Below are 22,469 nucleotides of genomic sequence, written 5' to 3' on the forward strand. Positions count from 1 at the left end.
ATTAATTATGAACATAACACAAGTACAAGGAGATGAATATGCTCCATTTTACAGCGCTTATATTTCTCAAGTTTCAAACGAATTTTCATTATTGGAGGAACTTGAGGTATCGGTTCATCGGTTGCGCAATTTTGTGCAAGAAATCCCAATGGATAAATACGATTATCGTTATGCTGAAGGTAAATGGACCATCAAAGATATTTTGCAGCATTTGATTGATTCTGAACGCGTTTTCGCCTACAGAGCTTTACGATTTGCCCGAAAAGATTTGACACCTTTACCCGGTTTTGAAGAAAATGATTACGCTAATACAGCTGATGGTTCTACACGAAGTATACGTGATTTATTAACTGAAATGGCTATTGTTAGAGAATCTACATTGTGTTTGTTCCGAACTTTTTCGGATGAAACTTTGCAGTTGAAAGGAATGGCGTCAGAAAGAGAAATGTCTGTTCGAGCTTTAGGGTTTATAATAATTGGACATCAAAACCACCACCATAAAATTTTTCAAGAACGTTATTTATAGTAAGGCTTGACGCCAATGTTCTAATTTCGTTTCAAATTTCATTGTATTCGCTGGACTTGTAGAAGGAACAACGTGGTACTTAATCTTGTCTAAGAGTCCAAAATACTTAATAAAGAGTTTATGACTTTCCTTTCCATTGAATAGGATTTTAGTAATGTTGGGCTGTTCTGCCAAAAGTTTTAGAATTTGATTGGGTACTGGATTTTTAATAGCAATATCTAAACTTCCTTCGCGTTCGCAAAACTCTAAAACATCCCAAAGGGCGATATTATTTTGGGTTAAAATACTTTTTCTGTCCTCATAAACTTGTGGTATTTCAGCAGCATTATATAAATGAGCGATAATTTTCCAAAAGTGATTTCTAGGATGTCCATAGTATTGTTGCTGTTGCAAAGAAGCAACTCCAGGCATAGTTCCTAAAATTAGAACAGTGGGTTTGTCAGGGATTATCGGTGTGAATGATTGTATCATAAAAATAAATATACAAAAAAAGGAACCTTTTACAGTTCCTTTTTATTATTTAGTCTTCATCGTCTTCTTCCTCATCATCTGTCGAAGGTTCTCGACGGTCTTCGTCGTCTTCGTCATCAAATTCAGGCTTGTCAACCATGTCGTCCTCTTCTTCTTCGTCATCATTCATTTCGTCGTCACCCATATCAATACCTTTGATTGGTTCTAATGGTGCAACAACGTCGTCTATGTCATCGTCTTCGTCAAAATTTTCCATGCTAGTGGCTAATTTTGTACTGACTTTAACCAAGTAAATGGTGTCTTCCGTTCTCACTTCAACAGCTTCAATCAATTCGTTCTTCGCATTTCTAAAGCGAATGATGTGTGAATCATCATAACCATCAGGAAATCGGTCTACCAAAAGGTTTAGGATTTCGTTCGTTAATTTGGCATAATCAACAATAACTCTCTTCATACAATTCTATTATAAATCTAGTAAATAAGCAAAAATTAAGGGTGCTACAATCGTCGCATCCGATTCAATGATGAATTTAGGGGTTTTAATATCTAATTTTCCCCATGTGATTTTCTCGTTTGGAACTGCTCCAGAATAAGAACCGTAACTAGTTGTTGAATCTGAAATTTGACAGAAATAACTCCAAAAAGGTGTTTCTGGCATTTCCATATCTTGGTACAACATAGGAACAACACATATTGGGAAATCTCCTGCGATTCCACCACCAATTTGGAAAAATCCAACTCCGTTTGCAGAGTTTTTTGGATACCAATCTGCTAAGAATGTCATGTATTCAATTCCTGATTTCATTGTTGTCGCTTTCAAATCTCCTTTGATAACGTAAGATGCGAAGATATTCCCCATCGTACTGTCTTCCCAACCTGGACAAATGATTGGCAGGTTTTTTTCTGCTGCAGCATACATCCAACTGTCTTTCAAGTCAATTTCGTAGTATTCTTCAAGAACACCAGAAAGTAACATTTTGTACATAAATTCATGCGGTAAATAACGTTCGCCTTTATCATCCGCATCTTTCCAAATTTTGTAAATGTGCTTTTGCAAACGACGAAAGGCTTCATGTTCTGGAATACAAGTATCAGTAACACGATTTAAACCTCTTTCTAATAAATCCCACTCTTGTTCTGGAGTCAAATCACGGTAGTTAGGTACTCTTTCATAGTGTGAATGAGCTACTAAATTCATAATGTCTTCTTCCAAATTAGCACCAGTACAAGAAATAATTTGTACTTTGTCTTGACGAATCATTTCAGCAAATATCTTACCGATTTCTGCTGTACTCATTGCTCCAGCAAGGGTTACCATCATTTTAGCTCCATTGGCTAATTGTTGTTCATACCCTTTTGCAGCATCTACTAAAGCCGCTGAATTGAAATGCAAATAATGCTTTTCAATAAACTGACTTATTGGTCCTTTACCCATTTTCTCTCTTGTTTTATTTGTTGTGGTCTTGCACTTAAGTATTTTTCAAAGAAAAAGGTTTTTTTTCGAAATTCAAAACTTAAAATTCAAAACTATTTTCTATTGTATCCTAAAATCTCTAATACTTGTTCCGATGTTTGTTGTTCCGAAAAAACTTCGGTTGCCACAATACCATTTTCATCACGGTCAATCAAAATATGTTTTGGCTGTGGAATCAAACAGTGATGCAATCCGCCATAACCACCAATCGTTTCTTGGTAAGCTCCCGTGTTGAAAAAACCAATGTATAATGGTTTTTCTTTATTGTATTTTGGCAAATAAATCGCATTCATATTTTGTTCAGAATTGTAATAATCATCGCTATCACAAGTCATTCCTCCTAAAAGAACACGTTCATAAGTATCGTTCCAGCGGTTTACAGCCAACATGATAAATCGTTTGTTGATTGCCCAAGTGTCTGGTAAAGTTGTGATGAAAGAAGAATCAATCATGTTCCACTTTTCACGGTCGTTTTGCTGTTTTTGATATAAAACCTGGTAAATCGCACCACCACTTTCACCAACTGTAAATGAACCAAATTCAGTATAAATATTAGGAACATCTACTTCCGCTTCATCACAAGCTATCTTGATTTGATTGATAATTTCATCAATCATATACTGGTAATCGTATTCAAAAGCCAATGAATTCTTGATAGGAAATCCGCCACCAATATTCAAACTATCTAATGTTGGACATTCCTTTTTCAAGGCAACAAAAACTTTGATACATTTTACCAATTCATTCCAGTAATAGGAAGTATCAGCAATTCCTGTGTTGATAAAGAAGTGAAGCATTTTCAGCTCCAACTTATCATTTTCTTGAATTTGTTTTTTGTAAAACGAAACGATGTTCTTATATCCAATTCCTAAACGTGAGGTATAAAACTCAAACTTAGGCTCTTCTTCGGCTGCAATTCGGATTCCAATTTTGAATTTTCCTTTAATTTGACCCTGAAGTAAATCCAACTCTTCATAATTATCAATTATCGGAATAGTGTTTTTATGTCCGTTATTGATTAATCGAGCGATATTGTCAATATACTGGTCGCGTTTAAAACCGTTGCAAAGTACATGAGTATTCTTGTTAATTTTACCCGTTTCTAGTAATTTTTCAACAATATTTACGTCAAATGCAGAGGAAGTTTCAATATGAATGTTGTTCTTAAACGCTTCATTCATAATATATTCAAAGTGTGAACTCTTCGTGCAATAGCAATAAAAATATTTTGCGTCATACTTATTTTTCTCCATCGATTTTCTAAACCAATTCTTAGCACGATTGATATTATTAGAAATCTGTGGTAAATAAGTAAACTTTAAAGGCGTTCCGTACTGCTCTACCAACTTCATTAAGTCGATGTTGTGAAACTGCAGGTGGTTGTCCTTATTTAAGTTAAATTCTGTTTGAGGAAAGTAATACGTTTGGTTGATTAAGTCGAAATATCTAGTGTTCATGAGCTGTAAAAAGATTAGAAAAATTAAAATTAAAGTAAAAGTTGAAGTTTACCGTAATTCAAACCCTAAAATTTGCATAAATAATGGGTAATTTCTCATTAAATATCAATTCATATCTGCCAATTGAGATACTCCAAAACGTTTCCAATACCGTCACACGATGCCACAACTGGTGCATAGCTTTATTTAACCTCTTTTTATAAAAGTGTTTTGACGATGTATTTTTGGATTTATTCATTGGCACAAATGTAAAAAAATATTAATTCCTAATACAAGACTTTCGTGCAAAAAAATCATTAAGATTTATAATCTGCAAATGCATTCCTAATACTATCAGAACTAACTTCTTGATTGATTTTTATTGCACCAATTCCGTCCAAAAGTGCAAATTGAACCTTACCATACTCGTTCTTTTTATCGTGAATCAATAAATCACAAATAGGAGTGAGGTCGTTTTCGTGAATTTCGATGGTCCCAAAGATAGAAAGTAACGCTTTTTTGATTTGAAAATATTCTTCAGAAGTAATCAATTTATTTTCTAGCGAAATATAACTTTCTAAAACCATCCCTACAGCAATTGCCTCGCCATGCAAAAGAGTAGTTTTATCTTCACTTTCCAGAAAGTAACTTTCTATGGCGTGGCCAAGTGTATGTCCAAAATTAAGTGCTTTCCGAATGCCATTTTCAGTAGGGTCTTGCTGTACAATCGTATTCTTTATAGCAATGGCTTCGTGAATTAAAACGTCCAAATGCGTCGTATCGAGTTGACTCAAATCTTGCAGTCGGTTCCAATACGTTTTATCGAAAATTAGTCCGTGTTTAAACATTTCAGCAAGCCCAGAACGCATTTGATTTTGCGGAAGCGTTTCTAAAAAACGGGTGTCAATAACCACCATTTCAGGATTAGTAATGGTTCCCACTTGATTTTTTAAAGTACCTAAATCAACTCCGTTTTTCCCTCCAACAGAGGCATCAACCATTCCTAAAAGCGTTGTTGGAATATTGATAAAATCAATTCCTCTTTTAAATGTTGAAGCTACAAAACCGCCCAAGTCAGTAATTACACCGCCACCCAGATTCAAGAGTACACTTTTTCGATCAGCTCCAAGTTCAGTCAGGACACTCCAAACTTCAGTACAAGTTTGAATGTTTTTATTGATTTCACCCGATTCCAATTCGATAATTTCAAAAGGAATTTCGGTAGCCAAGTTCGGAAGAAAAGTAGGCAAGCAATTTTGATTACTGTTTTCGTCTACCAATATAAAAATCATGGAATAATTCTTTTTCTCAAGAAGCACATTCAGTTCAGAATAGGCTTCTTCATTAAAAACAATCGAATAATCAGTAGCGGAAATAAGGGTCATACCATTTTGTTTTGAACCTGCAAAAATAGAATTTTTTTATTGATTAAGCTTTAGTTCTGTCAATTATGATGCGATTTCGCGATGATGTGTCGTATCAAATTTACACGCAAATTAAAGTACAGCTTGGTATAATATTGTAACTATAATCGGAGAAAGTATAAGGACATTTCTTATTTGACTATTAACTTTGTTTGCAAAACAATTTATATGAAAAAGAGACAAATTTTCAAAAACTCTTGGGGTCTTCTCAAAGATACTTTTGATTCTTTTATGGAAGATAACGCAATCAAGCTAAGTGCATCACTTTCCTATTATACCATTTTTTCTTTACCTCCCTTATCCATTATTATTTTGTCTGTGACCGGATTGTTTTTTGGGAAAGATGCGGTGAGAGGACAGTTTTTTGGGCAAATAAATGGATTAGTTGGAAATGATGCTGCTATTCAGATTCAAGATACCATTAAAAACATTGAACTTTCAGATAGCAATATGTTTGCTGCAATTTTTGGAGGAATTATGCTACTTATTGGAGCTTCTGGGGTCTTTGCTGAGATTCAAAGCTCCATCAATTATATTTGGGGATTGAAGGCTAAGCCAAATAAAGGTTTAGTAATGTTTATCAGAAACCGGTTGTTATCGTTCTCGATGATTGCGTCTGTAGGCTTTTTGCTTCTAGTAAGTTTAACCGTAAATACTGTAATGGATGTGCTCAATGAACGCTTAGTAATTTACTTTCCTGATTTAACGGTTTATATTTTTTACATTTTAAATGTCATTATCTTATTTGCAAGCACCACTTTATTGTTCTCAATAATTTTCAAAACCTTACCAGATGGAACGATGACATGGAAAGACACCTTTATAGGAGCGGCATTTACTTCCTTCTTTTTTATGTTGGGTAAGTTTGCCATTGGATTTTACTTAGGAAACTCTACTGTGGCAAGTATTTATGGAGCGGCAGGTTCCGTTGTTATTATTCTAGTATGGGTTTACTATTCGGCTATCATTCTCTATTTTGGAGCGGAATTTACCAAAGTGTATTCGCAGCGTTACGGACGTAAAATTATACCAAGTGCTTATGCTGTGGAAATACAAAAAGAGATTTATGAAATTGAATAAATATAATTTTATAACATTTATGATATATTCTATAAATGAAATAAGCTCAAAAAATCTGAAATTTGAATTATAATTAAACCAATAAAAAAAAATAAGCTATGGGAAATTTATTGTACACAATCGCAGTTATTCTGATTATCATTTGGGCAATCGGATTTTTAGGAGGATTTGTTACTAGTGGAATCATCCACATTCTACTTGTAATCGCAATTATCGCTGTAATATTAAGAGTGATTCAAGGTAAAAAACCTTTGTAAAATAGTTAAAGATTTTGTTTTAAATTGTTTTTGGTGAAAGCGACCCTTAAGATACTTAATCTGAGGGTCGTTTTTTTTTACAGACATTTGAATGCGTTGATTTTAATTGTGTAACATAAAGTTAATATATTGTAAGTTGCTTTGAATCAAATCTTGTAATTTAGTGTTAATAAAAAACAGGAACAAATTATCATTATTTAACCAATAAAAAACAAACCTTATGGGAAATTTACTTTACACAATCGCAGTTATTTTAGTAATTATTTGGGCTTTAGGATTCTTTGGAATTTTAGGGACTGGAATAGCTACAGGAGGCTTAATTCACATCTTATTGGTAATTGCAATCATTATTGTGTTACTAAGATTGATATCGGGTAGAAGGCCGATGTAAAATACAGTATTGCTATGAAAATGCAAACCGCTGATCATTCGGCGGTTTTTTTGTGCCTAAATTTTTAGACTAAAAAAGCCGTTGAGAACTCAACGGCTTTTTCAAACAAACTAAAAACTATTTAACTAAAAACAATATTCATTTTCTGCCACAATTTTAGCAGCGATGGTTTCGCGTAAAGCAACTACGTTTGGCAAGTTGGTATACTTTGTAAAACGACGTAAACCCATTAACATCATGCGTTGTTCATCACCTTCGGAAAACGAAGCAATACCTTCTTTTCCTTTTGTGTTAATGATATCCACTGCTTCATATAAATACAATTGCGCCATGGCTATTTGTTCTTTTACATTTTCTTGACCTTTTGATTTTGCTAACTTTTCTGTTCTCAAAATCGTAGATTCTGCCATGTAAATTTCAATTAGAATATCAGCAGCCGCCATTAATAATTGTTGGTGGTTGTCTAAATCTGGACCGTATTTTTGAACTGCCGCACCTGCAACCATTAAGAATACTTTCTTTAATTTAGCTACCATTGCTTTTTCTTCGGCAAATAATTCAGAATAATCCGGCATGTCAAAATCAGGAATACCCATCAATTCTTCGGCTACTTTTGTTGCGGGACCAAGTAAATCAACGTGGCCTTTCATGGCTTTTTTTACCAACATTCCTACAGAAAGCATTCGGTTGATTTCGTTTGTACCTTCATAAATTCGAGCAATTCGGGCATCTCTCCAAGCACTTTCCATCGGTGTGTCTTCTGAAAAGCCCATTCCACCGAAAATCTGAATTCCTTCATCGGCACAATTTTGAATATCTTCAGAAATGGCTACTTTTAAAATAGAACATTCGATGGCAAATTCTTCCACTCCTTTTAATTCGGCTTCTTGATGTGAAGCCCCTTCCGCATGACGAGCGGCAATTCGATCTTCAACTGCTTTTGCCGCACGGTAGGAAGCACTTTCTCCGGCATAACAAGAGGTTGCCATTTCGGCAAGTTTGGCACGAATCGCTCCAAATTGAGCAATTGGCGTGTTGAATTGTACGCGTTCATTGGCATATTTCACTCCTTCTGTTGTTACTCTTCTTTGAGCGTCTAGACAAGCAGCACCTAATTTAATTCGTCCTACATTCAGTGAGTTCATGGCAATTTTAAAACCATTTCCTCTTTCAGAAAGCATATTTTCAACAGGAACTTTGGTATCTGTAAAGAAAACTTGACGGGTAGAAGAAGCTCTAATTCCTAATTTGTGTTCTTCTTCATTCATCGAAATACCATTAGCTGAATCATTTTCTACGATGAAACCCGTGATGTTTTTATCATCGCCAATTCTTGCAAAAACTATGAATACACTACAAAAACCTGCATTTGAAATCCACATTTTCTGTCCTGTAATAAAATAATGTTTTCCATCTTCTGATAAAACTGCTTTTGTTTTTCCAGAATTCGCATCTGATCCTGCTCCAGGTTCTGTCAAGCAATACGCTCCAAACCATTCGCCTGAGGCTAATTTAGGAACGTACTTTTGCTTTTGTTCTTCGGTTCCGTAAAGTGTGATTGGCATTGTTCCAATTCCGGTATGAGCTCCAAATGCTGTTGAAAAAGAACCAGTCGCACCTGAAATGTAGTCGCAAACCAACATTGTGGAAACAAATCCCATCCCTAATCCGCCGTAAGCTTCCGGAACGGCAACACCAAGCAAACCGAGTTCACCTGCTTTTTTCATGCATTGTTCTGTAAAAGCGTAGTCTTTATTTTCAAAACGGTCTTTGTTGGGCCAAATTTCTTTGTCTACAAATTCCTGCACCATTGACTTCATCATTAATTGCTCTTCTGAGAAGTCTTCTGGTGTAAAGACATCTTCGCATTTTGTTTCTTTTACTAAAAACTGACCACCTCGTGTCACATTTTTTTCTTGTATATCAGCCATTTTTTTACGTTTAAATTTTTATGTTTTGGAACACAGATGAGAGAAATTAGAGAAATTTCAAAGATTTTAATAATTAATTCAATCTGTGTTGCTTCTTTTAATTACAGTACCTCGTACACTCCCGCAGCACCTTGACCGGTTCCCACACACATGGTTACGATTCCGTATTTATTACCGCGTCGTTTCATTTCGTCGAAGAGTTGCACGGATAATTTGGCACCTGTACAACCTAGTGGGTGACCCATTGCGATTGCTCCACCGTTTACGTTTACAATATCTGGATTTAAACCTAATTCTCGAATAACCGCTAATGACTGAGAGGCAAAAGCTTCGTTTAATTCGATTAATTCAATGTCGTTTAATTTCAGTCCTGCCTTTTCGATTGCTTTTGGAATTGCTTTTATAGGTGCGATTCCCATAATACGGGGTTCAACGCCAGAAACACCGTAACTCACCATTCGTGCGATAGGTTCCAAGTTTAATTCTTTTACCATATCTTCCGACATGATTAAAACAAAAGCCGCTCCATCACTCATTTGAGAAGAAGAACCCGCGGTTACACTTCCATCGGCTGCGAATACAGGACGTAATTTTGCCAAAACTTCTAAGGAAGTATCCGCTCGTGGACCTTCGTCTTTGTTTACGATATAGGATTTGGTCGCTTTTTTACCTTTTTCATCCACGTACGTTTGTTCAACCGTAATCGGAACAATTTGCTTGTCGAATTTGCCTTCCGCTTGTGCTTTTAATGCTTTTTGGTGCGAGTTGAACGAGAATAAATCTTGGTCTTCACGGGAAACTTTGTATTTCTTGGCTACTGCTTCGGCCGTTAAACCCATTCCCCAATAATAGTCCTCGTTTCCTTCTTTTGCGACTGCATAATCAGGAACGGGTTTGTAACCACCCATTGGAATAAAACTCATACTCTCAGCACCACCTGCAATAATACAATCCGACATTCCCGACTGTATTTTGGCTGTAGCCATAGCAATAGTTTCAATTCCCGATGCACAATACCGATTTACGGTAACTCCCGGAACATCTTCGATTTTCAATCCCATTAAGGAAATCAATCGCCCCATGTTTAAGCCTTGTTCGGCTTCCGGCATGGCGTTTCCAACCATTACGTCGTCGATGCGTTTTTTGTCTAATTGGGGCACTTCATTCATAATGTATTGAATGGTTTCGGCCGCTAATTCGTCAGGGCGTTTAAATCTAAAAACTCCTTTTGGTGCTTTTCCTACGGCTGTTCGATAAGCTTTTACTATGTATGCTGTTTTCATAATTTTGTTTTGATTAGTATATTGTATACTGTAAATTGTATATTGACGCGATAGTTATTTGCTATCGACTGTACTTTGTAACTTGATAATCATATTTTGAATGTGCTGTATTTCAAGTTCTAAAAAAGTAAAATCTTCTATTTGAATAAAACCTAAATTTTTACAAATAATAAGTTGTGTTTCAAACTCAAAGGAAGAACCTAAAGCAATACCAAGAAAGTTACTAAAGTCTTTATTGGTTTTTCTTCCACACCCTTCCGCAATATTAGAAGGAATAGAAACTGCACAACGTCTTATTTGAGCGGTTAAACCATAAATTTCTTCTTTTGGAAAATGTTGCGTATGTAAATAGGTTTTAGTTACAAGTTCGATTGCTTTTTGCCAAACCTTTAGTTCCTTAAAATAATTCATTTCCTACAATTTACATTCTACCGTTTTTCTAATTTCTAAGAGGTTTTCCCTTCGTTAACATGTGCTGAATTCTCTCTAAAGTTTTACGCTCTGTACATAAAGACAAGAACGCTTCCCTTTCTAGATCCAATAAATATTGTTCGGTTACTAAAGTTGCTTCGGATAAATCACCACCTGCCATAACGTACGCTAATTTATTGGCGATTTTCTGATCGTGTTCGGAGATGTAGCTTCCGGCTTGCATTTGGTCGGTTCCTACAAGGAACATTCCGAGGGCTTGTTTTCCAAGGACTTTTACATCTTTCCGTTTTACGGGTTGGGTGTAACCTGCATTTGCCATGAACAAGGCTTGTTGTTTGGCTTCTGCCAATTGTCGGTCTTTATTCACGACTACGATATCTTTACCGTGTTGCAACACACCTAAATCAAAGGCTTCGTAAGCCGAAGTGGATACTTTTGCCATAGCAACGGTTAAAAAATATTCTTGCAAAACATTTAATTCTACATCATTTTTGCGGAACAAATCAGAAGCTCTTAACGCCATTTCTTTAGAACCACCACCACCAGGAATTACACCTACGCCAAATTCTACTAATCCGATGTACGTTTCTGCAGCGGCGACTACTTTATCGGCATGCATGCTCATTTCGCAACCACCACCTAATGTCATTCCGTGTGGGGCTACGACTACTGGAATTCCGGAGTAACGTACTCTCATCATGGTGTCTTGAAACATCTTGATTGCCATGTTTAACTCGTCGTATTCTTGTTCGACAGCCATCATGAATATCATTCCGATATTGGCACCCACAGAAAAATTAGGAGCTTGGTTTCCAATTACTAATCCGCCAAATTCTTTCTCAGCGAGGTCAATTGCTTTGTTGATTCCCTGCAATACGTCGCCACCAATGGTGTTCATTTTCGACTGGAATTCTAGGTTTAAGATACCGTCTCCTAAATCTTCAATAACTACTCCGCTGTTGCTCCATACTTTTTTGCTTTCGCGGATGTTGTTGAGAATGATAAATGCATCTTGACCTGGGATTTTCTTTTGTGATTTGGAAGCGATATCATAATAATAACTCGCTCCTTCTTTGACAGAATAAAAGGATTTATTACCGGAAGCCAACATTTCATTAACCCATGGAGCGGGTTCTTGACCTAAGGCTTTGATAAGTTCAATTCCCTTCTCGACTCCTACGGCATCCCATATTTCAAACGGACCATTTTCCCAACCGAAACCGGCTTTCATGGCATCGTCAATTTTGTATAGATCATCGGTAATTTCTGGAATTCTGTTGGCTACATAAGCAAACATTCCTCCGAAATCCTTGCGGTAAAACTCACCCGCTTTGTCAGTTCCATTAATTAAAACCTTGAAGCGATTGATGGGTTTGTCGATGGTTTTGGTCAATTCTAAAGTAGCAAAAGAGGCTTTCTTTTGAGGTCGGTATTCTAAAGTGTCTAAATCAAGTGACAAGATGTCCTTGCCTTCTTTTTTATAGAAACCTTGACCCGTCTTACTTCCTAACCATTTTTTATCCATCATCATGGTGATGAAATTTGGAAGAGCAAACAAATCGTGTGCTTCGTCTTTTGGTACGCCTTGGTGTAAACCATTGGCTACATGCACCAAAGTATCTAAACCAACCACATCCACAGTTCTGAACGTTGCTGATTTAGGACGGCCAATTACGGGACCGGTTAACTTGTCAATTTCTTCCACGGTAAAACCCATCTCTTTTACATTGTGAAACATGCTCATGATTCCGAAGATTCCGATTCTGTTTCCAATAAAAGCGGGGGTATCTTTGGCTATAACCGAAGTTTTACCAAGGAACTTTTCGCCGTATTCGTTTAGGAAATCCAGTACTTCTGTTGAAGTTTGTGGCCCTGGGATGATTTCAAATAGTTTTAAATAACGAGCTGGATTGAAAAAGTGGGTTCCGCAGAAGTGTTTCTGGAAGTCTTCGCTACGTCCTTCGCTCATAAAGTGAATTGGAATTCCCGACGTATTCGATGTGATTAAAGTGCCCGGTTTGCGGTACTTTTCTATTTGTTCAAATACTTGTTGTTTGATGTCAAGCCGTTCTACAACTACTTCTATAATCCAATCGGCATTGGCGATTAAAGCCAAATCGTCTGTGGTGTTTCCGGTGGTAATGCGTTGTGCAAAACTCGGATGGTAAATAGGAGAGGGTTTTGATTTCAGGGCGAAAGCCAAATGGTCGTTGACCAATCGGTTTCTTACGGCTTTGTTTTCTAATGTCAATCCCTTTTTCTGTTCGGCATCGGTTAATTCTCTGGGAGCGATGTCCAAGAGTAGCACCTCCACGCCAATGTTGGCAAAGTGGCAGGCGATACCTGAACCCATTATTCCTGAACCAATGACGGCCACTTTTTTTATCAGTCGTTTCATTATATTACTTTTTATTTGAGTGTGTTTATTTATTGTTTTCTGTGAAGATGCTTTTGTCGGCAATTAAATCGTTGATGGTTTCTGATACTTCCATAAAGTGCTTTAACTTTTCTTCTGAAATCGTATTCTTGATGGTTTCGTTGAACTTCAGTACGGTGTTCTTGGACAATTCTCTCTTTTCTTTGCCAAAGTCGGTGAGGTAAATTAGTACGCCACGTCCGTCGTCTGGGTTTTTCTTTCGGATGATGAGTCCGCGTTCTTCCATTGATTTGAGTGTTCGCGTCAAGCTGGTGGCTTCCATTCCCATTTTTGGTCCTAAGGCTGTTGATGGGGTTCCTTTTTCTTTGTCGATGCTCAACAAGACAAATCCGGTTGCCATGGTGGCTCCATACTTGGCGGCTTCTTCGTTGTACATTCTGGATACGGCTTGCCATGTTGCCCGAAGTACGTAATCGATTGTTTTATCCTTCATATTTTTAATTGGAAATCAAATATAGTGAAAAATAGTATGCATGCATAGTAAGTGAGTGAATTTAACATTTGGGGCAGAATTGTAAGGTGTATGCTGTAAACTTTAGAAGGTTGGGAAGATGGTTAAAGGGTTGTAAGTGTAGGGAGTTATAAGGTTAATAGGTTATGGGGTTAAAAGATGAACGGGTATGGGATTAGAAGATTGAGGGGTGGATATATAAATGAAAGACACTATCCCAAAAAGGCCGCTTTAATTTAAGTCATTTTGTTTAGCCATTGGTGTTACATTTGTCGGGAACAACTAGTTTGCGTTTTGCGTTTTGATGTACATTTATTATCTTTGACTGATTTTACTTCTTAAATCGCGCTTTTTTACCCTTTCCAATTTTTCTTTTTTCGGTCTAAATTGAAATGTTTAGAAAAATTTTCTATGTTTTTTCTTTTTTGCGGAATAGGTGTTTCATACACTATCCATACTTCATCTATACTTGAAGTAGGGCTTTGCTATACAGTTGCTATTTAGAAAATTTTTCGGTTGGGATGTATCCGCTGATGGTTGTGGTTTTTTGGCTGGATGAGGAGCGTGCTTGCCTAGTTGTGTTCTTTTATTTATGGAGTCATTAAGCACTGGCATCGAAATATTAAGCGTGTTAAGGAACACCTAGCAATTCCGCACAAAAGGGCAATAGTACGTACCGCTAATTATAGAATGTCTTCGAAGCGAAATGGAGGTAACAGATTTTACTTGCAAATCTCTATCAAAAAATGAGTTAGAAGCCCTTGCAGCAATCATCAAAGATTATGCGTACATGGTTCAACGTAGCACTTGCGAATGTAGAAAATCGTTGCGTTATAAAAGATAAGCCCTTTGGAATTACCAAAGGGCTTGCTTGTACTACTTAAAATTATTTTTTAGCAGCTTCTACAGAAACCTTTCTAAACTCCTTTAGTAGTTTCTCCAACTCCAAAGTAGATTTACGCGCTCTAGGTCCAGCGGCTTTAATTCCTTTTTCAATTAAGGAAGTAGATTCTGTTTTAAATGTTTCAATTTCTGCATTGATTTTTTCGATTAAGTCATTCATGGGATTAAAGTTTTAATTAGTGTGCTAAAATAGAAATTTTGAAGAGAAACTCCGAATAAATCGCTGTTAACTTTCATACTAAATAGTGTAGGAGTACAACTTCAAAATCGGAACGGGTACCAGTACATGTGTTCGAGATCTGCCTGGTCTTTACTTGCAAGGGATTGCACAAGATTCTCCTTCTTTTTTTTTAAATCAATCGAAACAATACAATTGCCTTGCATCTAGTATATTACAAATTCAGGGAATGTTTTAGCAACTTATTGTTATAGCACGTGAGATGGTTTGAATAACAAATAAGAGCACAATATTGAATTGGACGGTATTATTTCTATAACATGATTTTGTTTTTGATATTCGATATTTTAAAAAACTTCCTTTGCAATAGCCTTAATATTGGCTGCTTTCCCCATTGAGTAGTAATGTAATACCGGGATTCCTGCCGACAATAGCTCTTTACTTTGTGCCGTACACCATTCAATTCCTATTTGTTTGACGGCTTCGGGCGTACTCGCGCGAACGACTTCCATAATTAATGCATCCGGCAAATCTACTTTAAAACGGTGCGGAATTAAGTTAAGTTGTTTCTTGGTGGCAATTGGTTTCAAACCCGGAATAATAGGAACGGTGATGCCTTCGGCTCTGCATTTGTTCACAAATTCAAAGAATTTTTGGTTGTCAAAAAACATTTGGGTAATGATATATGACGCTCCATTTTTAATTTTTTGTTTCAAGAAATGAATATCGCTGTCCAAACTTGGAGCCTCCATGTGTTTTTCGGGGTAACCCGCCACGCCAATGCAGAAATTAGTGCAAGACGTATTGAGCAATTCATCGTCCAAGTAAATTCCGTTGTTCAAATTGGAAATTTGCGTTACCAACTCACTCGCGTACTGGTTGCCTTCTTTTTCAGCTTTGAAATAGGTCTCGCTTTTTACGGCATCCCCTCGCAGCGCCACTACGTTTTGAATGCCTAGAAAGTCCATATCGATTAAGAAATTCTCGGTATCTTCTTTGGAAAATCCGCCACATAATATATGCGGAATCGCATCCACTTGGTATTTATTTTGTATTGCGGCACAAATTCCCACTGTTCCGGGACGTTTCTTGACCACGCGTTTTTGCAGCAGTCCACTTGGCAATTCCTTGTATTCATATTCCTCCCGATGGTAGGTTACGTCAATAAACGGCGGCTTGAATTCTAGCAAAGGGTCGATGCTGTCAAAAATGGACTGGATGTTTTGCCCCTTTAACGGTGGAAGAATTTCAAACGAAAATAATGGCGTTCCGTTGGCTTGGATGATATGTTCGGTTACTTTCATGTCTTTTTAATCCGTATTTATTATTCTATCCAATTTATCTGTAAAGTCAATCGTTGTTGCAATCAATGCGTTTTGATACGCCTTAATTTTTTCCTCTCCCATTTCAAATAAGTCAGGAAAATAACGAAAGGTAAGCTCGTGAATCGTTTGATCTAATTCATCTCTGTATTTATCCCCTTTTATTTGTTCCCTCGCATAATTTTCTCCTACTGCATTACTAATACTTTCTAGCGCTTTACTTGCCTGACGTTGTGCTTCTGGAGCATTCAGTCGTTCTATCCACTCTAAATGTTGCGAAATAAAAACAGCGTCTTTACTTTCCAAATAAGCCATAATGAAAGGTTCCACATCAAAACCTTCCTCTGCTATTTTCGCCAAAACTTTGGTCTCTTTTGGTCCATAACCTGCAATAGATGAACGTATCCCAGTTAGATATTCATAAGCAGGCTGATTCGTTTCTTTAACAAAGTATACTAATTCGCGATAAGGAAATAGAATTCCAAAGCGTACTTCTGGCAGTTCGTCTGTTCTAAAATAGATTTTAAAATGAACTACGTCTTGTCCTAAATCTTCTAATAAATTAGATGTTTCGTAACGTGTGTAAATCGTTTTCATGTCTTTTATTTTTTTGTTATAAGTTGTACGTTTTAGGTTTTAGGTTTTACATTGAAAGTAACACAGGAAAACCCTAGAACCTAAAACTTTTCTATTCTGAAATATTTGGAGCTAACCATTTCGTAGCCACTTCTGTAGCAACACCTCTTCGCTTGGCGTAGTCCACTACTTGATCGTGTTTGATTTTTCCCAAACCGAAATACTTGCTTTGTGGATGTCCAAAATAATAACCCGAAACGGACGAAGCGGGCCACATTGCCATGCTTTCAGTTAGCTTGACGCCAATTTGATTCTCGACATCCAAAAGTTTGAAAATCGTAGGTTTCTCCAAATGGTCGGGACAAGCGGGATAACCGGGAGCCGGCCGAATTCCGTTGTATTTCTCCGAAATCAAATCGGTATTGGTTAAGGATTCATCCGCCTCATAACCCCAAATTTCTTTTCGCACTTTCAAATGCAGGTATTCTGCCAAGGCTTCCGCCAATCTATCGGCCAAGGCTTTGATCATAATCGAGTTGTAATCGTCTAGATTTTTCTCAAATTCTGCCGCTTTTTCCTCCACGCCAAATCCCGTGGTCACACAAAAACATCCTATGTAATCTTGCTTTCCTGAATCCAACGGAGCCACATAATCCGACAAGGCTTTGTTAGGAGCTCCCGCCGTTTTCTGGGATTGTTGACGCAGCGTTAAGAAGGTTCTAGGTTCTGGGTTTTGAGTTGTAGGTTGCACTAAAATGTCGTCGTCGTTGATGGTATTCGCTGGAAAAATGCCAATCACGCCTTTTGCATCCAGCCATTTTTCGCTGACGATTTGTGTCAACATTTTTTGTGCATCTGCAAATAAATTGGTTGCATCTGTTCCTACAATGTCATCGGTCAGCAAGGCGGGATACTTTCCAAACAACTGCCAAGACTGAAAGAACGGCGTCCAATCGATAAACGGAATCAACTCTTCTAATTCTATTTCAAAGGTTTTTGTGCCAATAAAATTTGGTTTTACCGGTGTGAAGTTCTCCCAGTCTAGCTGCAGTTTGTTCTTTCTTGCAGCCTCAATGGATAGGAAGTTTTTGTCGCGTGCCCGATTCAAATAGCCTTCCCGAAGCAAATCGTATTCCTCCCGAATGGCTTTGACATAGCCTTCTTTGGTTTGGCGTTGCAACAAGTTACTCGCCACCGTTACCGCTCGTGAAGCATCATTAACATGAACAACCGTCTCCTTATATTCAGGTGCTATTTTTACTGCCGTATGTGCTCTCGAAGTCGTGGCTCCCCCAATCATTATTGGAATCTGGATTTTCAATTTGTCCATTTCCTTGGCCAAATAAACCATTTCGTCGAGCGAAGGCGTAATCAAACCACTCAACCCAATAATATCGACATTTTCCCGAACCGCCACTTCTATGATTTTCTCCGGCGGAACCATCACGCCCAAATCGATGATTTCAAAATTATTACAACTCAAAACAACGGCAACAATATTTTTGCCAATGTCGTGCACATCGCCTTTCACGGTTGCCATCAAAACCTTGCCTTGCCCCCTAACCCCCGAAGGGGGAACTGTTAGTACGTTTATAATTTCATTGAGAACATTTTCCAAATTAGTAAATACTTCATTATTTGTAAATCGAATTACTTTATATCCTTCAGATAATAACCATTTGGTTCTTTCTGCATCGCTAACTTGATTTTCTGGCAATTGATGAATAGAGTCATCTACCTCAACAATTAAATTATGTTTTAGACAAATAAAATCGGTTATGTAATCTCCAATTATATGTTGTCTTCGAAATTTAAAGTTCTCTAATTTTTTACCACTCAAAGCTTGCCACAAAACTTTTTCTGCATCAGTAGGTTTATTACGCATTTCAAAAGCATATTTTTTTAGCAAAGTATAGGTAAAAGGATTTGCTGTTGCCCAATGTTTTCCGGTTTTAACTCCCCCTTCGGGAGCTGGGGGGCTAATGAAGGGAAGCAAATAAGCCACCGCTTTTTTCATAACCCGAGCCGACTTTACAACTTGTGGCAAAAACATTTTTCCGCTTCCAAATAAGTCACCCACAACATTCATTCCTGCCATTAAGTTAATTTCGATTACTTCAATAGCTCTTTTAGAATATATGCGTGCTTCTTCGACATCTATTTCAATAAATTCATCAATTCCTTTGACTAGTGAATGCGTGATTCGTTCTTGAATTGTACCGCTTCTCCACTCAAGCCCCCCCTTAATCCCCCCCGAAGGGTGGGAAACGATACCTTTAAAACTTTCTGCTAAATCCAGAAGTCGTTCCGTAGCATCGTCGCGTCTGTTAAGCAATACATCTTCTACGTGTTCGAGTAATGTTTTATCAATCTGGTCGTAAATTTCCAGCATCTCTGGATTGACAATTCCCATCGTCATTCCGTTTTGAATCGCATGGTACAAAAATGCCGAATGCATCGCTTCTCGCACTTTATCATTTCCGCGAAACGAAAACGAAACGTTACTCACGCCACCTGAAATATTGGCAAACGGTAAGTTTTCTCGTATCCACTTAGTCGCTCTAAAAAAATCGACTGCATTAAGTTTGTGCTCGTCCATTCCTGTGGCCACTGGGAAAATATTGGGGTCAAAAATGATGTCTTGTGCGGGAAATTTCACTACATCTACCAGAATCTCATAACTGCGTTTGCAAATTTCGATGCGTCGTTCATACGTATCGGCTTGACCCTTTTCATCAAAAGCCATAATGATTACTGCCGCTCCGTAGCGCTTGATTAATTTGGCTTGATGTATAAAAGTTGCTTCGCCTTCCTTTAAAGAAATCGAATTGACCACGCCTTTTCCTTGCACTACTTTTAAACCTGCTTCGATGATTTCCCACTTGGAACTGTCAATCATGACGGGTACTCTGGCAATATCCGGTTCGGCAGCGATCAGGTTCAGGAATTTGGTCATGGCATAAACGCCGTCGAGCATTCCTTCGTCCATATTCACGTCGATGATTTGAGCACCACCTTCTACTTGTTCTCTAGCAACTGAAAGTGCTTCGCTGTATTTTTCCTCTTTAATTAACCGAAGAAATTTTCTTGAACCTGTTACATTGGTACGTTCGCCTACATTTACAAAGATGGATTCTTCGGTAACCAGAAGTGGCTCTAGACCTGAAAGTTGGAGGTTTATTTTATTGGTTCTTGACATGATTGTTTTTTTTTGCCACGAAGGCAGGAAGACGCGACGTTTTATTTATATAATAGGTTTAGTATATTTTTACACGGATTATTAGCAAAAATTCTAGATTCGGTTTTAATTCGTCGAAATCGGAGAAATTTGTGTCTCCTTTTTTCGTGGATTATATTGAGCCGCCACTTCGGCGATTAACTTTATGTGTTCCGGAGTGGTACCGCAACATCCACCTATAATATTTATTAAATTATCTTCTAAATATTCCTTAATTAGTACTTGCATTTCTTCGGGTGTCTGGTCGTATTGCCCGAATGCGTTTGGCAAACCCGCATTGGGATGTGCCGAAATATTGAGTTGGGTATTGTGTGCCAATCGTTTTAAATACGGTTTTAGTTGGTCGGCACCCAAAGCACAATTGAACCCGATGCTTAACAAGTTGATGTGCTGGATGGAAATTAAAAAAGCTTCGACCGTTTGACCAGAAAGCGTACGTCCTGAAGCATCCGTAATTGTTCCTGAAACCATCACGGGAATATCCGAATTGCGTTCTTCTTTTACTTCCTCGATGGCAAAAAGTGCCGCTTTAGCATTTAAGGTATCAAAAATAGTTTCGACCAATAATACATCGCAACCCCCATCGAGCAAGGCTTCGACTTGTTGCTTATAAGCGATGCGTAAATCGTCAAAGGTGACGGCACGAAAACCCGGGTCGTTTACATCGGGCGACATCGAAGCCGTACGGTTTGTTGGACCAATGGAACCGGCTACGAATCGCGGTTTGTCGGTGAACTCATCGGCCACTTCTCGGGCTATTTTTGCCGATTGGTAGTTGAGTTCGTAGACGTAATCTTCCAGGTGATAATCGGCCATTCCGATGGTTGTACCCGAGAAGGTGTTGGTTTCGACAATATCAGCCCCTGCTTGAAAATACAGTCGGTGGACTTCCTTTACCGCATCGGGTTGAGTGATGGAAAGCAAGTCGTTATTCCCTTTTAAAGAATGGGGGAAATCCTTGAATTGGGTTCCTCTAAAATCTTCTTCGGAGAAATTATAGCGTTGCAACATAGTTCCCATGGCTCCGTCGAGTACGAGTATTCTGTCTATTAATGCTGCTTTTATTGTTGACTTATTTTGTTTTATTGCCATGAAGACGTTTCGTTTTTTTGTGAAATAATGATGTTCTTTAGTTTCGCAAGCGATTCATTTTCCTCTAATGGAAACCTGAATAACCCCGATTAAGGCGGCATCCTTTTATTTTTTTCTTTAAAAAATAAAAGATATAGCCGAAAGCGGGAATAGGGATTGCTACAATTCGCAAGCCTTTCGCTTCAAAAAAAATAAATTATGTTATCAAAAAAGGGGGAGAGAAAATTTCTCAGGGGTTATCTGTTTCCGATAAATCGGAATAGAATGTAGCACCTTCTACGGGAGTAGGGTTGCTAAGGCTTCGCTGGGTCTAATCCCTCCGCCTTTCGTGATAACAAACAATGTATTTATGAACATAGCAAAGATAGTGGTATTTTTGAAAAACGGAACTATTTTCTAAAGTAAGATTAAAAATAAGCCGTATATAGATTTTAAAACTATAATTTACTATTATTTTAGTTTTTATTAAGCTAGAATGGCTTGTTTGATTTTTATTTTTTCGGCTGTTTTTAAGATATCGGTTAATACGCCTCGTGCGGTAACTTTGTTTCCGGCGCCGGCACCTTGAATGACAATTGGAATTTCGCCGTAGGATTTGGTGTAAATTTCGATGAGGTTATCGGCTCCTTTGAGTTGACCTAACGCGGTATTTTGAGGAACGGAAACGAGTTTGACTTCCAACGTTTTGTTTTTTAAATCAAGTTCGCCGATGTAGCGAAGCACATGATTTTGTTTTTGGGCTTTTTTGGCACTGTCAAATGGTTTATCAAATGCTTTTTTACCAATAAGATAGTCTCTTTTAGGGATTTCTGGTCCTAGTTCAGGTACCAGTAAGGACGTGATTTTGATGTCGGTAAATTCAAAAGTTTCACCTACTTCTCGGGCTAAAATCAACAGTTTTCGAGCCACATCATTTCCTGATAAATCTTCTCTAGAATCTGGTTCGGTATAGCCATTATTCTCGGCATCGGTAACAATTTCTGAAAAGGAGCGGTCTTGTTCTGAAAATTGGTTAAAAATATAACTTAATGAACCGGAGAAAACGCCTCTGATTTTAGTAATTTCTTCGCCTGAACTGTACAAATCGTTCACCGTTTGCACCACGGGCAATCCGGCTCCAACATTGGTTTCATAAAGAAAAGTTTTGTCGTACACTTTTAAAAAAGTTCTGATTTCTTGATAGAAATTAAAGTCGAGGGTATTGGCTTTTTTATTGGCAGTGACAATATTGAATCCATTTTCGATAAAATGAGTGTAATATTTTATTAGTTGACTGCTGGCTGTAGCATCTACAAAAATCAAATTTTCCAATTTATGCTGGTGCACATATTCGATAATATCAGCGACTTGATAGGGAATTGCTGATTGAGTAAAATTAGCTTCCCATTGATTTTTAACGCCTTGTTTTTCGAAAAAAGCAAGTGTGGAATTTGCAATTACAGGAAAACGTAGTTCAATATTTCTTGTTTCTTTGAAAAATTCTTGACTAGCTATTGCTTGGTTAATTAGTGTACTTCCGACGTTTCCGATACCGAAAAGGACCATATTTATTTTAATTGTTGACATA

At 37.6% G+C, this 22,469-nt stretch carries 20 protein-coding genes and 1 riboswitch; of the genes, 4 read left to right on the top strand and 16 right to left on the bottom strand.

Going from position 1 to position 22,469, the window contains the following annotated elements; genetic code table 11:
- Positions 1-7: 7 nt before the first annotated feature.
- Positions 8-526, top strand: a complete 519-nt coding sequence (locus ACQ5J2_RS10990) for a DinB family protein (RefSeq protein ID WP_432670458.1) — start codon at positions 8-10, stop codon at positions 524-526.
- On the opposite strand, the gene ACQ5J2_RS10995 is transcribed toward ACQ5J2_RS10990, so the two are convergent.
- From ACQ5J2_RS10995 to aroB, 5 genes are all read right to left on the bottom strand, one after another.
- Positions 521-997, bottom strand: a complete 477-nt coding sequence (locus ACQ5J2_RS10995) for a DNA-deoxyinosine glycosylase (RefSeq protein WP_432670460.1) — start codon at positions 995-997, stop codon at positions 521-523. The genes ACQ5J2_RS10990 and ACQ5J2_RS10995 overlap by 6 nt on opposite strands.
- Positions 998-1,046: 49 nt before the next feature.
- Positions 1,047-1,451, bottom strand: coding sequence for a DNA primase (locus ACQ5J2_RS11000; protein WP_432670461.1), 405 nt, complete (start codon positions 1,449-1,451; stop codon positions 1,047-1,049).
- Positions 1,452-1,460: 9 nt separating this feature from the next.
- Positions 1,461-2,432, bottom strand: coding sequence for a deoxyhypusine synthase family protein (locus tag ACQ5J2_RS11005; protein WP_432670462.1), 972 nt, complete (start codon positions 2,430-2,432; stop codon positions 1,461-1,463).
- 92 nt (positions 2,433-2,524) lie between these two features.
- Entirely contained in the window at positions 2,525-3,928 is a 1,404-nt protein-coding gene (locus ACQ5J2_RS11010; RefSeq protein ID WP_432670463.1) for an arginine decarboxylase, read from the bottom strand.
- Between the two features lie 296 nt (positions 3,929-4,224).
- Positions 4,225-5,292 (bottom strand): 3-dehydroquinate synthase, encoded by a 1,068-nt coding sequence (aroB, locus tag ACQ5J2_RS11015; protein ID WP_432670465.1) that lies wholly within the window; start codon positions 5,290-5,292, stop codon positions 4,225-4,227.
- Between the two features lie 207 nt (positions 5,293-5,499).
- Here aroB and ACQ5J2_RS11020 point away from each other — a divergent pair, with 207 nt between their 5' ends.
- The 3 genes from ACQ5J2_RS11020 (at position 5,500) to ACQ5J2_RS11030 (ending at position 7,059) form a co-directional block, all read left to right on the top strand.
- Complete coding sequence (locus ACQ5J2_RS11020; protein WP_432670466.1) at positions 5,500-6,411, top strand: YihY/virulence factor BrkB family protein; 912 nt, start codon at positions 5,500-5,502, stop codon at positions 6,409-6,411.
- Positions 6,412-6,509: 98 nt separating this feature from the next.
- Positions 6,510-6,668: a lmo0937 family membrane protein gene (locus tag ACQ5J2_RS11025; RefSeq protein WP_432670467.1), complete on the top strand. Its 159-nt coding sequence runs from the start codon at positions 6,510-6,512 to the stop codon at positions 6,666-6,668.
- Positions 6,669-6,888: 220 nt separating this feature from the next.
- Positions 6,889-7,059: a lmo0937 family membrane protein gene (locus tag ACQ5J2_RS11030; RefSeq protein ID WP_432670468.1), complete on the top strand. Its 171-nt coding sequence runs from the start codon at positions 6,889-6,891 to the stop codon at positions 7,057-7,059.
- 125 nt (positions 7,060-7,184) lie between these two features.
- Here the strand turns inward: ACQ5J2_RS11030 and ACQ5J2_RS11035 are convergent, their stop codons facing one another.
- The 11 genes from ACQ5J2_RS11035 to ACQ5J2_RS11085 form a co-directional block, all read right to left on the bottom strand.
- Positions 7,185-8,990, bottom strand: a complete 1,806-nt coding sequence (locus tag ACQ5J2_RS11035) for an acyl-CoA dehydrogenase family protein (protein ID WP_432670469.1) — start codon at positions 8,988-8,990, stop codon at positions 7,185-7,187.
- Positions 8,991-9,091: 101 nt separating this feature from the next.
- Positions 9,092-10,273, bottom strand: a complete 1,182-nt coding sequence (locus ACQ5J2_RS11040) for an acetyl-CoA C-acyltransferase (RefSeq protein ID WP_432670470.1) — start codon at positions 10,271-10,273, stop codon at positions 9,092-9,094.
- 54 nt (positions 10,274-10,327) lie between these two features.
- Positions 10,328-10,684: a four helix bundle protein gene (locus tag ACQ5J2_RS11045; protein ID WP_432670471.1), complete on the bottom strand. Its 357-nt coding sequence runs from the start codon at positions 10,682-10,684 to the stop codon at positions 10,328-10,330.
- Positions 10,685-10,712: 28 nt separating this feature from the next.
- Positions 10,713-13,103 (bottom strand): 3-hydroxyacyl-CoA dehydrogenase NAD-binding domain-containing protein, encoded by a 2,391-nt coding sequence (locus ACQ5J2_RS11050; protein ID WP_432670472.1) that lies wholly within the window; start codon positions 13,101-13,103, stop codon positions 10,713-10,715.
- Positions 13,104-13,128: 25 nt separating this feature from the next.
- A complete protein-coding gene (locus ACQ5J2_RS11055) occupies positions 13,129-13,575 on the bottom strand; it encodes a MarR family winged helix-turn-helix transcriptional regulator (RefSeq protein ID WP_432670474.1) in 447 nt (148 codons plus the stop codon).
- A 904-nt stretch (positions 13,576-14,479) separates the two neighbouring features.
- Positions 14,480-14,656, bottom strand: coding sequence for a histone H1 (locus tag ACQ5J2_RS11060; RefSeq protein ID WP_432670475.1), 177 nt, complete (start codon positions 14,654-14,656; stop codon positions 14,480-14,482).
- Between the two features lie 365 nt (positions 14,657-15,021).
- Positions 15,022-15,978, bottom strand: coding sequence for a methylenetetrahydrofolate reductase [NAD(P)H] (metF, locus tag ACQ5J2_RS11065; protein WP_432670476.1), 957 nt, complete (start codon positions 15,976-15,978; stop codon positions 15,022-15,024).
- A gap of 6 nt (positions 15,979-15,984) precedes the next feature.
- Positions 15,985-16,593, bottom strand: a complete 609-nt coding sequence (locus tag ACQ5J2_RS11070; protein WP_432670477.1) for a hypothetical protein — start codon at positions 16,591-16,593, stop codon at positions 15,985-15,987.
- Positions 16,594-16,684: 91 nt separating this feature from the next.
- Positions 16,685-19,771, bottom strand: a complete 3,087-nt coding sequence (locus ACQ5J2_RS11075) for a vitamin B12 dependent-methionine synthase activation domain-containing protein (protein WP_432670478.1) — start codon at positions 19,769-19,771, stop codon at positions 16,685-16,687.
- 105 nt (positions 19,772-19,876) lie between these two features.
- On the bottom strand, positions 19,877-20,902 hold the full coding sequence (locus ACQ5J2_RS11080) for a homocysteine S-methyltransferase family protein (RefSeq protein ID WP_432670479.1): 1,026 nt from the start codon (positions 20,900-20,902) through the stop codon (positions 19,877-19,879).
- A 233-nt stretch (positions 20,903-21,135) separates the two neighbouring features.
- A riboswitch (SAM riboswitch) is annotated at positions 21,136-21,240 on the bottom strand.
- A 127-nt stretch (positions 21,241-21,367) separates the two neighbouring features.
- Positions 21,368-22,468 (bottom strand): aspartate kinase, encoded by a 1,101-nt coding sequence (locus ACQ5J2_RS11085; protein ID WP_432670480.1) that lies wholly within the window; start codon positions 22,466-22,468, stop codon positions 21,368-21,370.
- Position 22,469 lies beyond the last annotated feature (1 nt).

Origin of the sequence: Flavobacterium sp. SM2513, from assembly GCF_050908145.1 — a bacterium.
Taxonomy (GTDB): Bacteria; Bacteroidota; Bacteroidia; order Flavobacteriales; family Flavobacteriaceae; genus Flavobacterium.

What these genes read in the sequence shown, in the direction of transcription:
- ACQ5J2_RS10995 (WP_432670460.1), bottom strand. Translation starts at nt 997, where the DNA reads ATGATACAATCATTCACACCGATAATCCCTGACAAACCCACTGTTCTA.
- ACQ5J2_RS11025 (WP_432670467.1), top strand. Translation starts at nt 6,510, where the DNA reads ATGGGAAATTTATTGTACACAATCGCAGTTATTCTGATTATCATTTGG.
- ACQ5J2_RS11070 (WP_432670477.1), bottom strand. Translation starts at nt 16,593, where the DNA reads ATGAAAACGATTTACACACGTTACGAAACATCTAATTTATTAGAAGAT.
- ACQ5J2_RS11005 (WP_432670462.1), bottom strand. Translation starts at nt 2,432, where the DNA reads ATGGGTAAAGGACCAATAAGTCAGTTTATTGAAAAGCATTATTTGCAT.
- ACQ5J2_RS11010 (WP_432670463.1), bottom strand. Translation starts at nt 3,928, where the DNA reads ATGAACACTAGATATTTCGACTTAATCAACCAAACGTATTACTTTCCT.
- ACQ5J2_RS11000 (WP_432670461.1), bottom strand. Translation starts at nt 1,451, where the DNA reads ATGAAGAGAGTTATTGTTGATTATGCCAAATTAACGAACGAAATCCTA.
- ACQ5J2_RS11055 (WP_432670474.1), bottom strand. Translation starts at nt 13,575, where the DNA reads ATGAAGGATAAAACAATCGATTACGTACTTCGGGCAACATGGCAAGCC.
- ACQ5J2_RS11045 (WP_432670471.1), bottom strand. Translation starts at nt 10,684, where the DNA reads ATGAATTATTTTAAGGAACTAAAGGTTTGGCAAAAAGCAATCGAACTT.
- ACQ5J2_RS11080 (WP_432670479.1), bottom strand. Translation starts at nt 20,902, where the DNA reads ATGGCAATAAAACAAAATAAGTCAACAATAAAAGCAGCATTAATAGAC.
- ACQ5J2_RS11075 (WP_432670478.1), bottom strand. Translation starts at nt 19,771, where the DNA reads ATGTCAAGAACCAATAAAATAAACCTCCAACTTTCAGGTCTAGAGCCA.
- ACQ5J2_RS11050 (WP_432670472.1), bottom strand. Translation starts at nt 13,103, where the DNA reads ATGAAACGACTGATAAAAAAAGTGGCCGTCATTGGTTCAGGAATAATG.
- ACQ5J2_RS10990 (WP_432670458.1), top strand. Translation starts at nt 8, where the DNA reads ATGAACATAACACAAGTACAAGGAGATGAATATGCTCCATTTTACAGC.
- ACQ5J2_RS11020 (WP_432670466.1), top strand. Translation starts at nt 5,500, where the DNA reads ATGAAAAAGAGACAAATTTTCAAAAACTCTTGGGGTCTTCTCAAAGAT.
- ACQ5J2_RS11085 (WP_432670480.1), bottom strand. Translation starts at nt 22,468, where the DNA reads ATGTCAACAATTAAAATAAATATGGTCCTTTTCGGTATCGGAAACGTC.
- ACQ5J2_RS11060 (WP_432670475.1), bottom strand. Translation starts at nt 14,656, where the DNA reads ATGAATGACTTAATCGAAAAAATCAATGCAGAAATTGAAACATTTAAA.
- ACQ5J2_RS11040 (WP_432670470.1), bottom strand. Translation starts at nt 10,273, where the DNA reads ATGAAAACAGCATACATAGTAAAAGCTTATCGAACAGCCGTAGGAAAA.
- metF (WP_432670476.1), bottom strand. Translation starts at nt 15,978, where the DNA reads ATGAAAGTAACCGAACATATCATCCAAGCCAACGGAACGCCATTATTT.
- ACQ5J2_RS11030 (WP_432670468.1), top strand. Translation starts at nt 6,889, where the DNA reads ATGGGAAATTTACTTTACACAATCGCAGTTATTTTAGTAATTATTTGG.
- ACQ5J2_RS11035 (WP_432670469.1), bottom strand. Translation starts at nt 8,990, where the DNA reads ATGGCTGATATACAAGAAAAAAATGTGACACGAGGTGGTCAGTTTTTA.
- aroB (WP_432670465.1), bottom strand. Translation starts at nt 5,292, where the DNA reads ATGACCCTTATTTCCGCTACTGATTATTCGATTGTTTTTAATGAAGAA.